This window comes from Agrobacterium bohemicum (assembly GCF_001562555.1).
Classification (GTDB): domain Bacteria; phylum Pseudomonadota; class Alphaproteobacteria; order Rhizobiales; family Rhizobiaceae; genus Agrobacterium; species Agrobacterium bohemicum.
The window spans coordinates 68,898-83,419 of sequence record NZ_KQ961025.1 but is presented as its reverse complement, the minus strand read 5'-3'; the positions used below and the strand labels follow the sequence as shown (position 1 = coordinate 83,419).

General features: G+C 55.4%; 11 protein-coding genes. 3 read left to right on the top strand and 8 right to left on the bottom strand.

Features of this window, described 5'->3' with window-relative positions; all coding sequences use genetic code 11:
• Positions 1 to 18 precede the first annotated feature (18 nt).
• Positions 19 to 975 carry a glycosyltransferase family 32 protein gene (locus ATO67_RS06100; RefSeq protein WP_067646194.1) on the top strand — a complete coding sequence of 319 codons (957 nt, stop codon included), beginning with the start codon at positions 19 to 21 and terminating at the stop codon, positions 973 to 975.
• On the opposite strand, the gene ATO67_RS06095 is transcribed toward ATO67_RS06100, so the two are convergent.
• Both ATO67_RS06095 and ATO67_RS06090 read right to left on the bottom strand, forming a co-directional pair.
• A complete protein-coding gene (locus ATO67_RS06095) occupies positions 967 to 1,710 on the bottom strand; it encodes a polysaccharide deacetylase family protein (RefSeq protein ID WP_067645715.1) in 744 nt (247 codons plus the stop codon). The genes ATO67_RS06100 and ATO67_RS06095 overlap by 9 nt on opposite strands.
• Positions 1,707 to 2,804, bottom strand: coding sequence for a glycosyltransferase family 4 protein (locus tag ATO67_RS06090; RefSeq protein WP_067645712.1), 1,098 nt, complete (start codon positions 2,802 to 2,804; stop codon positions 1,707 to 1,709). The genes ATO67_RS06095 and ATO67_RS06090 overlap by 4 nt, the downstream gene beginning before the upstream one ends.
• 104 nt (positions 2,805 to 2,908) lie before the next feature.
• Between ATO67_RS06090 and ATO67_RS06085 the strand changes: the two genes are divergently transcribed.
• Positions 2,909 to 4,270, top strand: a complete 1,362-nt coding sequence (locus tag ATO67_RS06085; RefSeq protein WP_067645710.1) for a nucleotide sugar dehydrogenase — start codon at positions 2,909 to 2,911, stop codon at positions 4,268 to 4,270.
• Between the two features lie 14 nt (positions 4,271 to 4,284).
• Positions 4,285 to 4,767, top strand: a complete 483-nt coding sequence (locus ATO67_RS06080; RefSeq protein WP_067645708.1) for a class I SAM-dependent methyltransferase — start codon at positions 4,285 to 4,287, stop codon at positions 4,765 to 4,767.
• A gap of 5 nt (positions 4,768 to 4,772) precedes the next feature.
• Here the strand turns inward: ATO67_RS06080 and ATO67_RS06075 are convergent, their stop codons facing one another.
• The 6 genes from ATO67_RS06075 to ATO67_RS06050 all read right to left on the bottom strand — a co-directional run bounded on the left by ATO67_RS06075 (position 4,773) and on the right by ATO67_RS06050 (position 14,520).
• Positions 4,773 to 6,431, bottom strand: coding sequence for an adenylate/guanylate cyclase domain-containing protein (locus ATO67_RS06075; RefSeq protein WP_067646191.1), 1,659 nt, complete (start codon positions 6,429 to 6,431; stop codon positions 4,773 to 4,775).
• A 174-nt stretch (positions 6,432 to 6,605) separates the two neighbouring features.
• Positions 6,606 to 7,466: an MBL fold metallo-hydrolase gene (locus ATO67_RS06070; RefSeq protein ID WP_067645706.1), complete on the bottom strand. Its 861-nt coding sequence runs from the start codon at positions 7,464 to 7,466 to the stop codon at positions 6,606 to 6,608.
• A gap of 192 nt (positions 7,467 to 7,658) precedes the next feature.
• A complete protein-coding gene (locus tag ATO67_RS06065; protein WP_067645704.1) occupies positions 7,659 to 8,114 on the bottom strand; it encodes a cyclic nucleotide-binding domain-containing protein in 456 nt (151 codons plus the stop codon).
• A gap of 44 nt (positions 8,115 to 8,158) precedes the next feature.
• Complete coding sequence (locus tag ATO67_RS06060) at positions 8,159 to 10,876, bottom strand: ABC transporter ATP-binding protein (RefSeq protein WP_067645702.1); 2,718 nt, start codon at positions 10,874 to 10,876, stop codon at positions 8,159 to 8,161.
• Between the two features lie 204 nt (positions 10,877 to 11,080).
• A complete protein-coding gene (locus ATO67_RS06055) occupies positions 11,081 to 13,537 on the bottom strand; it encodes a glycoside hydrolase family 2 protein (protein WP_067645700.1) in 2,457 nt (818 codons plus the stop codon).
• Positions 13,534 to 14,520, bottom strand: a complete 987-nt coding sequence (locus tag ATO67_RS06050; protein ID WP_067645698.1) for a DUF1839 family protein — start codon at positions 14,518 to 14,520, stop codon at positions 13,534 to 13,536. Before ATO67_RS06050 ends, ATO67_RS06055 begins: the two co-directional genes overlap by 4 nt.
• Positions 14,521 to 14,522 lie beyond the last annotated feature (2 nt).

The following is a 14,522-nucleotide window of genomic DNA, read 5'->3' as shown; positions in this document are numbered from 1 at the left end:
AACACGCGAGGGACCGCCATGCCCGACAAGGCTTATTTCGATAAAAAGCTTGCCGCCGCCCGGCACGACATTGCCCAAGGCAAGTTTGTAGACGCTCGCGATGTTTTGGACGCGCTTTCCAAGGAGCCCGACCAACATCTGATGGGTGATGAGACAGCCCTGGGTTTGCCGCGCAGGCTTCATTCCGTCTTTCTTGCCTTGGCAAAGGCGCAAAGGGATGTGGTCAGCCGTGTCGGCTATCAATACCACCTTGTTCCCTCACCGGATGTTTTAGAGACCTATGGTCGTTTTTCTGCGGCGGAGCGACGTGTGATGGCCGCCAAAAACCGGGAGCCTGTGCCAAAGATCATTCACCAGATATGGATCGGTGAGAAGCAAGTGCCGGTATCGACCGGTGCGTGGGCGGCCCATGCTGCAACACACGGGTTTGACTATCGTCTATGGCGTGAGGCCGATCTTGAACAGGAGGGGGTTTTCGCCAATCCTGTATTTGCTGGAATGCTGGCCGAAAAGGATTATCCCGGTGCGGTGGATGTGGCACGATATATCGTTCTGTCGAAGATGGGTGGCATTTACCTCGATTGCGATTTCTATCCCGCCCGTGATGATCTGAGTTTCGGTGATCTGCTGCCCATGATCGGACTGACCGCTTTTGCGGAAAATGTGCCGCGCATGACGGGACAGGGTAGTGTCCTTCTGGCCAATTCGTTTATCGCAACACCAGCGTCTCACCCCCTATTCAGCCGGATGCTGGATGCTTTTCCCGAGATTTTGGATAAGCTGCCCAGAGCGCCGGCATGGTGGGCAACCGGCCCGCTGATTTTCACAATCGTTGCACGCTCCGGCTCTGTCTGTCTGGCCAGTGGGGATTTCGTCGTGGCGACGCTGCCGGATCTGGCGCCCTTTAGCGCAGTCGAAGCTATTCGCGCGGACGTGAAAGGTGATGGATTGCTGGTCGCCTGGAAATCATGGTGACAATGCATGTAGCCATTGGCGCGATGAACGCCAGCGACAGCCGGGATGGCCTGCTGTCAGTTTGAAAAGCCTTTGCAAAAACGTCCAGACATTGTCGTCGTGATCGAGGTGGTGCGTCAGGATACCCGTCATGCCGCCGGTCGCATGCGCTTCGTGCATCCGTGCGGCGGTTTCCGTAAACAACAGGTCATGATCCTTGCCGCCTCGGTTGCCGCGCCAATCGATGACATCGACATGTGTGTTGAGAAGGAGGAGGCGATCAGGCTTTTCAGGCCCGTAAACGGACAATGCTTTGTAGCCCGCCTGCGGCAAATGTTTGATGAGGTCAGGGTCGATGCGGTTCCATGGCGGCACGAGCATGGGCGTGACACGGGTCCCGTGGAGCAATCGAAGTTTCACAAGTCCGGCTTGCAGTTCGCCAAGAACGGTTCCGAGCGGTCTGTGTAACCCAAGCTCGCGTTTTTTCTCATCCGGTCCCGCATGGTTTTGATGCGCCCAGCCGTGGACCGCGACATCGATGTTTGTCGTTTGCTCAAGCCGGGCTGCCAGCGCCTCGCCGGTCGGTTCTGGAATGATCGCTAATGTTATGGGGATGGAATATTGCTCGGAAAGGTTCAGCAACCTGTTAAGTGCCAGGCTTGGCACCGTCGCGTCGTCATCCCGCAACCACAAGTCGGCGATGATGCCTTTGCTCGCGAAATCATCGAGTGTGTCCAAAAGCTTTTTTTCGGTCATGGCGTCTGCTCCAGCACGTGCTTCAGGATTTCGTTCAGTGTTGTGGCGGCGTTTTGCAGGGAGCGGTCGATGCTCGCAAAGCGGCGCGCTTTTTGCGCCATAGTCTGGCGCGTCGCGTCATCCGTCATCAGTTTGACCAGTGCTGCGCTATAGGCCTCGATATCGCCTGGCGCGGTCAGAATGCCTGTTTCTTCATCCCTGACGACTTCCGGAACCCCGGCAATACGCTCTGCAACAACTGGCAAGCCGGCTGCCTGCGCCTCCAGATAGGCAAGCCCGTAGGCCTCGCCGTGGCCCGGCCACACATAGAGGGAGGCACGCGACAGGATTTCCGAGATGTCCTTGGCATTTCGCTCGCCGTGCCAGATGAGGCGGTTTTGATCGATCGTGTCAAAATGCTCTCGCACGGTGTCACGTTCAGGTCCGTCTCCGACAATGTCTAGCGTCCATGGCACATCAGGCGGTATCTGTTTCAAGGCTTGCGCCAGCGCCTGATAGCTCGCCAGCTTGTCGCCCGCGCGCATCATTGCCACCGTTGCCATACGGTAACGGGTGGGTGAGGGGCTCACCTTCATGAAAACTGAGGCATCGATGAAGGGAGGCAGCATGGCCGTGCTGATATCGGCTGCTGCTTTTACAATCCCGTCGCGATCACGCTGGGTGAAGCAGATATTGACGGCTGCGAAGCGGAGATCGGCGAGAAGTTCAGCCTGCGTCTTCGCCCATCCCATGCTATTTCGCTTTGGTGAATAGGACGCTTCTGCGGTGACGTATGTGATTCCGAAGTGCTGGCAAAGCTCCGGTCCGAGAAGATCGCGCGCCTTGTAATAGGGGTGGTAACAGAACCAGACATCCGGCTTGCCGTTGCCCAGCCATTCACCTGTAATGCGGTCCCTCTCCGCTTTGGCTGCCATTCTCAGGCTCTCGGCGTCCTCGCCTTCTGGCTGCCGCAGAAAGCTGCGTAGCTCTGACACGACGTGTACCTCATGCCCGCCAAGTCGCATCGCTTCCATCAACAACCGTGCCATCAGCCTGTCGCCGGAGGGGACGGCATGGTTGGGAGATTTCAGTGGGCAGTAGAATGCGATTTTCATGGTTCAGTTTTGCGTCGCCGGTCAACGCTTCGTCAATGGGAATTTGACCCGGCCAAACCTTGACACTTTGCCTCTTCTCGCCCAACTGATGGACATCTTCTTCCATGCGCGGGGCGCAATCAGCTTTGACTTTCTCTTCAAACGCACAACACCTTCTCGGTCTCATCCAGTCCAAAAAGGCCACGGCAGGCGTGATAGGCCTCGGATACGTCGGTCTGCCGCTGGCGATGACGATCGCGCATGCCAGCTTCAAGGTGGTGGGGTTCGATATCGATCCTGACAAGATCACGGCCATCGATGCCGGTAAGAGCTACATCGAAGCGGTACCACACGATGTGTTGAACGGCGCGCGTCAGAACGATGGTTTCGTCGCGACCTGTGATTTTTCCAGACTTGCCGATTGTGATGTGATTGCCATCTGCGTCCCGACACCACTGACGAAATATCGCGATCCTGATCTTTCCTATGTCGAAAACACCTGCCGGGAGATTGCCAGCAGACTTCGCCCGGGTCAGCTTATCGTGCTGGAGTCCACCACCTATCCCGGCACCACGGATGGCGTCGTCAAAACTATTCTGGAAAAGACGGGCCTTAAATCGGGTGTGGATTTCTTTCTTGGGTTCTCGCCCGAGCGGGAAGATCCCGGCAATCGCGACTTTCAGACATCAACCATTCCCAAAGTGGTGGCCGGTGAGGGTTCCGATGCGGCTGAACTGATGACGGCATTTTACGGGTCCGTTGTGAAAACGGTCGTCCCCGTTTCCACCAACGCCACGGCTGAGGCAGTCAAGATTACCGAGAACGTCTTTCGTGCTGTCAATATTGCCCTCGTCAACGAATTGAAGGTCGTCTACGAGGCGATGGGCATCGATATATGGGAAGTGATCGACGCGGCCAAAACCAAACCCTTCGGCTATATGCCGTTTTATCCCGGTCCGGGACTTGGCGGGCATTGCATTCCCATCGACCCGTTTTACCTGACCTGGAAATCCCGCGAATATGATTTGCCGACACGATTTATCGAGCTTGCCGGGCAGATCAATACCGGTATGCCGCGCCACATCGTTACCCGCCTTGCAGAAGCGCTTGATGTTCACAGCGGCAAGGCGCTCAGTCGCTCGAAGGTTCTGATCGTCGGTCTGGCCTATAAGAAGAACGTGCCCGACATTCGCGAAAGCCCTTCGTTGAAGCTGATCGAGCTTATTCTCGAGCGAAGCGGTCAGCCCTCCTATTTCGACCCCTATGTCGCGGAAATTCCGAAAACCCGCGAATATGGTCACCTGATGGGCATGAAGTCTGTTGTCTGGGATGAGAAGACGATCAGTGAATTCGATGCGGTTCTCATCGCGACCGACCATGACGACGTCGATTATCAAAGTCTTTCGACGTGGTCACCGCTGATTATCGACACGCGCAATGCTTTTGCCAAGCGTGGCATTGTGGCAAGCCACATCATCAAAGCCTGATGGAAGAGTAAGAAATGAGCAGACTGGACAGCTTCATTCGTCGCCTGACGGCGCAGCGCGATATTCTCAACCACGTCCACGCCGATATGAACCTTCCCACCGGTGGGCCGGTGATGGAAATCGGTCTCGGTAACGGCCGTACCTTCAATCATCTGCGCGAACTTTTTCCAGATCGCCGCATCGTTGCGTTTGATCGGGCCATGGGCGCGCACGCTTCTTCAGTACCGGACGAAAAAGATTTGGTGATCGGTGAGATCGCCGAGACTGCCCAGGCTTATCTCGGCATCGAGGCATCACTCGTTCACGCCGATATCGGCACCGGCTATCCGGAAAAGGACGCGGTTACACTGACATGGTTGCCGCAGTTCGTCGCGGGAATGCTGGCCAAGGGCGGAGTCGCGGTCAGTGGTCTTCCGTTGGAGGAGAAAACCCTCAATCCGCTGCCAGCACCAACCTCGGTGCCAACGGATCGTTATTTCCTGTATCGGAAAATATAATCTGCCTACAGGAAGAGCTGGCTTTCTGTTTCTGAAATCAGAAAGACTTTCATTTGCGAGCTTTTGCCACGGATGGGAATTGTGCGACTTTGCAGCGCCCGGATGTCGTGACCGGATTGCTTCAATACCGGTTCTGACACAACGATCGCTGTATCGAATTCCTTTGCGGCAGTTTCCAGCCTGCTCGCGACGTTGACGGTGTCGCCGATGGCAGTCAGGTTTTTAGCTGCGCCATAACCCATCACGCCGACGATGGATGGCCCCGCATGGATACCAACGACGATACGCAGTCTCACTGAGAACTGCTTTTCCAGCTCCTCGTTGAGCGTTTCGATGTTGCGCAGAATGAGTGCTGCCGCCTTCAGCGCGTCTCGGCTTGCGGTCTCCGTGTTTCCCTCAAGGCCAAACAGTGCCATGGCACCATCGCCGATAAATTTGTCGAGCCTGCCACCAGCCTGCTCCACCGCTTGGCCCACAACAGTGAAGTACCTGTTGAGCAAAAACACCATGTCATAGGGCAACCGCGCTTCCGACAGGGCTGTGAAGCTGCGAAGATCGCAAAACAGGACGGCAATCTCCTCTTCGCGACCGGGCCGGATCGGCTCACCGCTGGCGGGGATGTCTCGCTGCTGTTTTGAGGCGAGCAGTAAAGCAACCTTGATATTGTGTTTAGGGCGGAGCTGGCATCCAAGCCTGACATCACTATCCGCATGGATACGCTGAAGGGTAGCTTTTTCCATCGTGGATGGTTCCGGCAGGGGTCCTTCCGTATCTATGATCCTCACACGGCATGTCGAACACCGGCCTTTGCCACCGCAGGCCGAAAAATGGGGGACGTTACCCAAGCGGCTACCTTCCAATATGCTCAAGCCAGCAGGTGCGCGCACGAAGGCTCCGTGATCGTAACGGATTTCGAACGCGTTCGAACGTTGCCGCCAGCTGCGAACGCCGCGAAGAGCAAGAACCAGCGCGATTGCACCGCCAAACAGGGCTTTCGCTCCGTTCGTAACGGCATCGATCGTCGCTTCGAGTTCAGCCTGGTTGGCATGAGGCGTTCTCGGCGGCGGCGGATTGTTCTCCATCGCCCGGCCCGCATCGCTAAAGCCCAGAAGCGCCAGAATGGGCAGCAACACGGCGATGGTGAGAAGATAGGGCGAAATTTTCTTGTACCAGTCCCGGTACCGCAGCCAGAAAAATATACCAAGACAGCCATGCAGCCAGATCAGCACCAGTGCTGTGCTTTGGCGCAGACCGAGCAGCGGATTGCGCACCCAGAAATTATGGATCACGGTTTCGTAACCGATATCGACCCCGTAAAGCGAACGCGAAATGCGGATACCAGTGGCATGGTCGATGATCAGATAGGGGATGAGGAGGCCGATGAGAATCTGAAGCGCTTCCCGAGCAGGCATCTTGAAGGAGCGGCGCAGATAAAGGGAGCGCAAAACCAGCACGATATGGGTCAACACCGAACCATAGAGAATAAGGCTGCTGAGGGGGTTGAGCCAGACGATGCTGAACCACATACGGCCATATTCGGCGGCATCAATCGAAATCAGGGCGAGTGCGTGGTTCGCCAGATGGGTGAACACGAAGCCCAGCATCACGAGGCCGGACAGCATGCGCGCATGCCTCAGCGACGTTTCCGAGACGATCCTGGCCATGTTGATCGTCTCCGGTTGCAGCATCGCGCTCGTTATTCGGCAGATTGCCAGAGAGTTCTCTGTTGATAGCCGTTTGCCGCTATACTCTAACGATTAAAAAAGCTGAACAGATCAGCGATCACGTCATCGGCATTTGTGCAAAGCATCACGTCCGTTAGGGCAAGCACACTGATATCAAAGATTTATCGTTTGCCCGTCCCAAGCAGCGAAGGCACCCGCAAACTCTATCTTTGCATCGGCATCGATAACATCGAGTTCGTCATCGGTGCGAAAGGGTGCGTGATGGATCAGACCGACGCTTTTGGCATTGGCAAGCTTTGCGAGATGGACGGCGTGCTGCCACGATGAGTGGCCGTAGCCCCGATAGGTCTCCATCTCGGCATCGGTAAAGCTTGCGTCGTAGAGAAACAGGTCGACGTTTTCGATGAGTTTCAAAACAGTCTTATCGGTTTTGCCGGCCTCATGCTCAGTATCGGTGATGATAGCAAGACTGCGGCCTTGCCAATCGATGCGGTAGCCGATGGCGTTTCCAGGATGGTTGAGCATTCCTGTCGTGATGCTCAAATCGGGATGGACAGAGAGAACGTCTCCTGCTTGGAAGTCCTTGGTAATGATCCGGGCGCAACAGATATCGAGCGGGGCGGGAAACCAGGGAGGGCTCATGAATTCGCTGAGAATTTCCCGCGTCGTCTTTTGTCCGGCCAGATGGCCCGACCAGATGCGAACCGCATTTTCGCGATTGAAAAACGGCTTGAAGTAGGGAAATCCAACTATGTGGTCATAGTGGCAGTGGGAGAAGAACATGTTGACGGCGCCAACACCTTCAGCCTTAAGCGACTGACCGGCAGGCAACAAACCTGAACCCGCATCGAACAACAGGACGTGCTCGCCGCATCTGACTTCGATGCAGATCGTGTTGCCACCATATTTTCGGAACTTGTCTCCTGATACGGGAAGCGTTCCCCTTGCTCCCCAAATCTTTACCCGAAACTCTGATTTATTGTCCCGACGTAGATCGTCGGAATTCAACGCCATGATACACCCCAATTTACCACGGATAGCCCTGAGGCCATCTTCCGATGGGCATCGTTTTATCTGCCCTGCCGTTACCCCGCCTTAGGAAGACAAGAATGTCTCCGCCATTAGTAGGGCCAGCATTTCAGTTTTATGACGATAGCACCACTTTTATTTTTCTTTCAAAAAACGTGGTTTAAAAAGACTGTTTCTTTAAGCGTTGGAACTTGACCTTGCTTTGCTCAACTCGGTCGTTGTCTGCGTCAGGCGCTCGGCCAGCACGCGCATGACCTTGATCGTTACGTCCGGGAAATCCGACATGAGCTTGAAGAATTGCTCCTTGCCGATCCGCAAAGCTTCCACCGAGGTGGACGCGCGTACTGTTGCCGTTCTCACACTGTCGCACAGTATGGCGATTTCACCGACGATGGCGTTTCCGCTCATCTCCGTGAGTTTGATCTGCCCTGAGGGGGAATCGATCAGAACGTCGACCTTGCCGGTCAAAAGAACGTAAGCGGCATCTCCAAGATCACCCTGCCGGAACAACTCGTCACCGGCGTGGTAGGAAACCCGATCTGACGCGAAAGCCAACAGCTTCAGCTTGGAAGGCTCCATCTCACTGAAGAAGGGAACGCGTTTCAGCATTTGAATTTCGTCTTTGAAAAGCATTGCCCTGTCCCGTCCGTATTCCTGTTCTACCCAAGATAAACCAACTATGCGGCGATCATTTCTTTAAATGTACCGTTTTCTTCCAGAAGAGTCTCGTATGTTCCATCCGCAACGATGGTCGTGTGGTTTATAACGATAACACGGTCGAACATTTTTGAAAGTGCAGCATTGGACAGTATCCAAATCACAGCCGGATTAGCGTCATCGCGCTTGAGGAAAGAGATGACGCTATCGACAATTTCCTGCTGCATGCGATGGTCGAGACCGGGCAACGGGCGGTTGAGCACGTAATAGTCCGATTTTCTCATCAGCGCCCGCGCCAGATTGAGTTTTTGCCGCTGCAAGGGGCCTAGCCGCTTGCCGCCTGCGCCCAAGTTGAATTCCAGTCCGACGGCCAGGACCTTTTCGTAAAGGCCCTGCTTCTTCATGGCTTCGGCGACGATCTTGGTGATGCGGCGCGAGGCGTCGGCATAGCGGTGGCTGATCTTGCCGAACAGGATATTGTCGAGGAGACTGGTTGAAGCCGCATATTTTTCGGGATCGTATGGCTCTATCCAGCTGCGCAAATCATCGGGCAGGTTCTGATGGAACATGTGTCTGACCTCGATGATCTTGTCCATTACCTCCTGCGTCAGAAGACCGAAACGCTGACGTGGTTCGATATAGAAGAAGCTGAGCCGTAGCATGGCGCGCCTGTCGGCGTCGTTGGCATCCTTGTAGCTCTTGCCCTGAAGGCGCTGTAGCGTCTGTTGATAGGTCGGAATATCGTCAGCCGTCATAAAGGTCAGCTGCTGGAAAAAAGGGTGGTCGGGCGCAAGGTCGCTAAAAATTTCAACCACGTTTTCCGCAATCGTATAACCCATGTCGTACAGCGTTTCGGACAGTCCGCTGCTGCGCATCAGGGTGCGGAAATAATCACTGTCGATAACTTTCCGACTTGCAATCGATGAATCGCGCATCGTGCCGAACATGATGTTTTCGCCGACAGTGGCCTCGGCGTTATAGCTGTTGGGCTCGAACGGCACGATCAGGCCGCTGAGGTTTTCCTCTTCCAGCTCTGCGCGCAGCGCCTGCCTCAGTTCTACGATCCGGGCTGCCAAATGCAGATCGGTCGAAGGATCGATAGAGGAGCGCAAGGCGAATTCGAGAATGTCGGGTGACAGCTGAACAGTGTCGAGAACTGACAGCATGGCCTTGAGGAACTGTTCTTCTTCATCGCTTCCAAAAGGACTGGATGTGTAATCGATCCAGTCACTGTTGATGTCGATATCAGGATTTTTTGCGAGCTTTGCTTCGCGAATTTCCCATTTCCGGTGTTCCAGGTCGGCACCGGTATAGTCTTTTGCCTTCAATGGTGCGTGTTTCAGGCCGTAAACGAGGTTTTCCCTCAGGCTTGCATGGAAGAAATATGTGTCGGCTGAAACATAGGATATGCGTCGGCCGCTGACAGATTCCGGCAGGTCGTGCAGGTCTATATCCCCAAAGGTGATCTTGCCTGATGTTGGCCAAAGGGTCCGTCCAAGCGCATCGGCGAGCGCTTCGGCTCCTGAGCCGCCCACGATGCCGACGGTCTCTCCCGGATTGATCGTCAGGGATGCCTGATCCAGAAGCCGAGTGCCGCTGTCGTCATCCAATGCAAGCCCCGCAATAACGATAGGCCCTGTGATCGCTGCGGCTTCTTCCGGCGACAGGGCCTGAATTTTCGAGTCGATCATTGTCGGTGAATCGAACTGTTCGAACACCTGCTCGTATTTCACCTGAACGTCCTGGCGCGCCTGGTCCCAGTCGATCAATTCTTTCAAGGGACCCGGCAATTCCTTGTAGGCGTTGATGACGGCGACGAGCTGACCGACATCGAGACTGCCTCTCAGCGTTAGATAACCGCCGAGCGAGTAGAAGAAGAACGGTGTAAGCTGAGCCAGGAAATTGTTGATGAACTTGACGATAAACTTCCATTGGTACAGGTCGTAGCGGATCTTGAAGATTTCGCCGAGCCTGTGAGCAGCATCCGCGCGCTCATAATTGGAGGTGTCGTAGGCGTGGATGGTGCCGATGCCATCCACCATTTCGCCGATCCTGCCGGCGAGCTGGCGCGCGCTCAACTGTCGCTGCCTGCCGAGTTCGATCAAGCGGCGACGCATCTGGGGAATGATCCCGACCTGAATCGCGGCCATGAAAGCAGCGATCAGCCCGAGCCAGAAATTCTGCACGAGAATGAAGAAGAGAGCTGAAAGTGCCTGGCCCCCGAGAAGCGCTGGCTGAACGAAGGCATCACCGGTGAAACCACCGAGAGGCTCCACTTCGTCCTTGATCATGCTGGAAATTTCCGCACCCTTCACCCGTTTGAAGTGGGAAGGGGGAAACAACAGGATACGGTCGATCAACTGGAAGCGAATACGGCGCAGCAAACGCTCACCGAGGCGGCCCTTATAGGTGTTGATATAGTATTTGAAGAGGCCGTTGATGACGACGAGTGCCAGAAACGTCAGGCTCAGCCCCATCAGCATGCCGAAACGGGTGAGCTCGACGCCCGGAAACAGCGTGATCTTTCCGAGATAGGGGAGATCGAACGTCAAATGCATGAAGAGCTGTGTGGAATTCACGCCCTCGAAGCCATCGCCCTGTATCGGGCCGTTGACGATCTGCTTGGGAAGATCGAAGGCAAGGAAGTAGGGAACCATCGAAAAGGCGACAATCAGCAGAATGAAAAGTTGCTGCCGCCTCGTATGATTCCAGATATAGCGGGTTAGACTTTTTTCCATGTAGGACTTCTATGCCTTGCCGGACTGACTGGAAGGTAGTTGATGTTTGTCATTGCGTCAAAGCCGCTGTTGCGCAACGGTTATGAACGTTAGAAGAATGAATGAAGATGCGTCTCTTCTCGCAAAATGGCGGGATGGAACGACCGTGACGGCGCGGACCATTCTTTTACGAATTATGAATGAAGCGCCTTATAGCGCAATTTCTCAAAAACGGAATAGTTGGACATTGCCCAGCGTGCGAATTTCGCCACGGGGCATTTCCGTTGACTGGGGGCCGGCAGGAATGAGTTCGATACGCCTGCCTTCCCCCGGCGAGAGATGGAATCCATCATCGGCGGGACGAAAACCTTCGGCATCTATACAAACGGATTGGGCAAAACGGTCCGCGGTTACATGCAGGATCCAACGCCCGTCGTTCATCGTCAGGTCAGTTTGAAGGCTGACAGGATGAAGGGCTGCCTGTCGGCCCCTTGGAAAATGGGCGGCATTGGCGAGCAGCACACCAGTTTGCGCATCCAGGAGTTTTGCGACCGTGACGTCGTGTGCAGGGGGACCAAACCGATAGGCATAGGTGGTATCGAAGAATGCACCGAACAGGTCGGTTGCAGCAATCAACCGCTTGTCACGCGCTGCTAGACTCATTGCGCGCCTGCCGCTGACGACAGGCTGGATGCCGTCACGCAGGCATGCAATCTCCACGACGACGTCCGCATTTTCAGGTGTTTCATTAATGAGATGGATATCGAGGCCGTTGGTGCCCTCATCGAGAAGGTTGATCTGCAGAGGTCGAAACGCACGTTTAAGACCATAAAAGGCAGACTTCGGCAGGCCTGTTGAATCGATAACTCCCCAGCCGGGACCCGGCAGCAGATCCTGCAACGTCCATACCATCGCGCCCTGACAATTTGAGCCGACACGCCGCCATTCTGCGAATGTCGCTTCCATGACCTCGGCAATCGCTGCGCGGGAAAAATCGAGATAGCGATCAACATTCTCTCTTCGCAATGTTGCCGGGTCTAAGTCGTAAAGTAGCTTGAGATAATGATCCCGCACGTCCTCGAAATCCCAGGACGCCCCTCGGTCACGGGGCACGCGCGCGCGCCATTTCGGATCGTGAACCGGTTTTACTGGCAGGTATTTGTCGAGGGTGACCTGATGCGGGACGTTTGCAAAGGCGAGGCATTCGCCGGCAAACCGTACATTCGCGCGCCGCGCATCTTCCAGCGGTCTGCAATAGGCACCGACGCCGTAGTAGTGGCCGATCTTCTCGTTCGAGACGAAGGGCAGGGCCCCGCCAAACGGAGAGTTCGGCACATAGGCGATATCAGGTCGCAGACGACGAACATGTGCGGGCAGAATTTCTTCCGTCAGCGGGCCTTTCCAGAACTGTTCCGATAGCCCCAGCATTGCTCCCTGCTGATACATTTCACTTCCGCCGCACAAAACGGCAAGTGATGGCGAGCAAGCGGTGTTGGTGAGGAGGTGGGAGATTTCTTGATCGATATGAGCCAGAAACGCCTCATCCTTGGCTGGATAATCGAAGTTGGCCAGCATCATATCCTGCCAGACCATCAACCCCAGCTCATCGCAGAGTACAAAAAACTCAGGTGTCTCGTAGGCCATCGTGCCGCCGATGCGGGTCATGTTCATACCGGCTTCAGCAGCGAGGCGAAGCCAGGGCTCGTAATCTGCGCGGTTGCCAGGCAGTCGAACAATATCGGCATTCGTCCAAACAGCGCCACGGCAGAACACGGGCTCGCCGTTGATTTTCAGGCCAAAGCCTTTTCCGTCGGCTCCATGGTCGATATCGATACGCCGAAACCCTGTCCTGGCGGCGAGGTGAGTCTGACCCTCAATGCGCAGGCTCACATCGTGAAGCACCGGTGTGCCATGAGTGGCGGGCCACCATGGCTCGATATGCTCCAGCCGGAGTTCACCTTCGAATGTAGTGTCGCCCGCGGGATGCAATGTTGTCCATAGATCGGCGCATCCCAGCTCTATTGCAGTGGCATCGCTGCGAACAGAGATACGCAGGAATCCCGTTCCATCCGCATCCAGTTGCGACTGAAAGGACAGGATTTCGAATTTGCACTGATCTTTGCGGATCAGCCGAACCGGCCGCCACGGCCCGACGGCGTGAATTTCCGGACACCAGCCGGGCATGTGGCCCAACGCCGTTGTTCTGATCAGCCTCAGGCCCTGAGAATTCATCATTTGTGGACGCCAGCGCGCCCGTGGTCCTGATTTTTCCAGATGTGGTGCCAAGGCACGAAAGCAAATGGCAAGTTCGTCGGCACCTGATGGTTCAAAGGAAACGTCCAACGCTTCGAACATGCTGGTAGAGTGCGCAACACGTTCACCGTTCAGGAAAATTTCGGCAATGGTTGCCAGTCCCTCGAAGCGCAAAATAGCTGGGCCGATTTTATCGGATACCAGTGTCAGTCGATACCAGGCATCCTGATTATTGAGCGGCTCTGGTTGAAAGCGATCAAATCTTCCCAGTGCTTCCAGTGCCTGCGCGACAGTCCCGGGAACGGGCGCCGTTACCGCCTCGATGTCGAGCGGAATATCGACAGGTGTCTTAAAGGCATCGGCTTCTGTCAGCGTCAGGGTCCAGCCCTCGCTTAACGACTGTCCCTTATCGATGCCCGAGACCGTCACGCTGCCTCGCTTGTCTGGGCAAGCGAAATCTCCAATTCCGCCATGAGCGCGTCCCAAGCTGCAATCGCCGGGTCGAGAGCGGTCAAGAGCGTGTCGAACTTACGCCGGGCGATAGCGCGGGCAAGCTGAAACTGCACCGTTTTAGCCACCTCCGAAATGCGAAGTGCGTGGGCAGGCGCGCTGCCGAAACGTTGATCGCTACCCAGCCATTGCAGATGGCTGGCAGCCAGTTCGAAATTCGCGCCGAATTGGCGAAGCGTGTTGAAAGCATATTTGTGGAAAAAACCGAAGGGCCGGTCGGCTATTTTTTCGACTTGCGCAGGAAAGACCTTGGCGAATGCCTTGATCGGGTTTTGCGCGGGTCGTCTTGCAAAATGCGAGGCCAGAAGACGCAGCGCTATCGCCCGTCTTTCCACATCGGACATTGGCTTTTCAGGAAATTTCGCAAATTCTGTATAGGGTAGGAATGGGGCGTCTTCGTCTGTCAGATGGTGCTGGAAAATACCGGAGAAATCATCGTCTTCCAGGGCAAAATAACCGCCATTGTGGAAGTATTCCAGCTTGCGGTTTGCCACGTCCATCCGGTTGATGGCGATGGTTGTTTTGCCATGTTCCTTGCGATAGGCGGTGCCGTGCGTATCCGGCATGTAGAAACTGTCCATCTCGATCAGGCAGATGCGTCCACGTTGCAGCTGCATGTCGATATGTCTTTCGAGCCTGTCGAAAATCGCAAGTTCGGTGACGCGGATGCCATAGAGCGCTTCGAGGTCTTCCAGCGGCACCTTGAAAAAAGTGAACTGGTCGCCCTCGAAATCCTGCGTCAGCGTAAAGCCCAGCATGGCTTCTGGCGGCAGACCGCTGGAAGCCAGCAGCTCTATCCACAGATCGACATAGCAATTCGTTTCCGGCCACATCCGCTCCAGCGAATGCAACGGATGCGGAATGTAGGTCTCGGCGTTGAGGGCTGGAAAGATGCTCGTCATGC

What these genes read in the sequence shown, in the direction of transcription:
- ATO67_RS06100 (WP_067646194.1), top strand. Translation starts at nt 19, where the DNA reads ATGCCCGACAAGGCTTATTTCGATAAAAAGCTTGCCGCCGCCCGGCAC.
- ATO67_RS06085 (WP_067645710.1), top strand. Translation starts at nt 2,909, where the DNA reads ATGCGCGGGGCGCAATCAGCTTTGACTTTCTCTTCAAACGCACAACAC.
- ATO67_RS06070 (WP_067645706.1), bottom strand. Translation starts at nt 7,466, where the DNA reads ATGGCGTTGAATTCCGACGATCTACGTCGGGACAATAAATCAGAGTTT.
- ATO67_RS06095 (WP_067645715.1), bottom strand. Translation starts at nt 1,710, where the DNA reads ATGACCGAAAAAAAGCTTTTGGACACACTCGATGATTTCGCGAGCAAA.
- ATO67_RS06060 (WP_067645702.1), bottom strand. Translation starts at nt 10,876, where the DNA reads ATGGAAAAAAGTCTAACCCGCTATATCTGGAATCATACGAGGCGGCAG.
- ATO67_RS06075 (WP_067646191.1), bottom strand. Translation starts at nt 6,431, where the DNA reads ATGGCCAGGATCGTCTCGGAAACGTCGCTGAGGCATGCGCGCATGCTG.
- ATO67_RS06050 (WP_067645698.1), bottom strand. Translation starts at nt 14,520, where the DNA reads ATGACGAGCATCTTTCCAGCCCTCAACGCCGAGACCTACATTCCGCAT.
- ATO67_RS06080 (WP_067645708.1), top strand. Translation starts at nt 4,285, where the DNA reads ATGAGCAGACTGGACAGCTTCATTCGTCGCCTGACGGCGCAGCGCGAT.
- ATO67_RS06065 (WP_067645704.1), bottom strand. Translation starts at nt 8,114, where the DNA reads ATGCTTTTCAAAGACGAAATTCAAATGCTGAAACGCGTTCCCTTCTTC.
- ATO67_RS06090 (WP_067645712.1), bottom strand. Translation starts at nt 2,804, where the DNA reads ATGAAAATCGCATTCTACTGCCCACTGAAATCTCCCAACCATGCCGTC.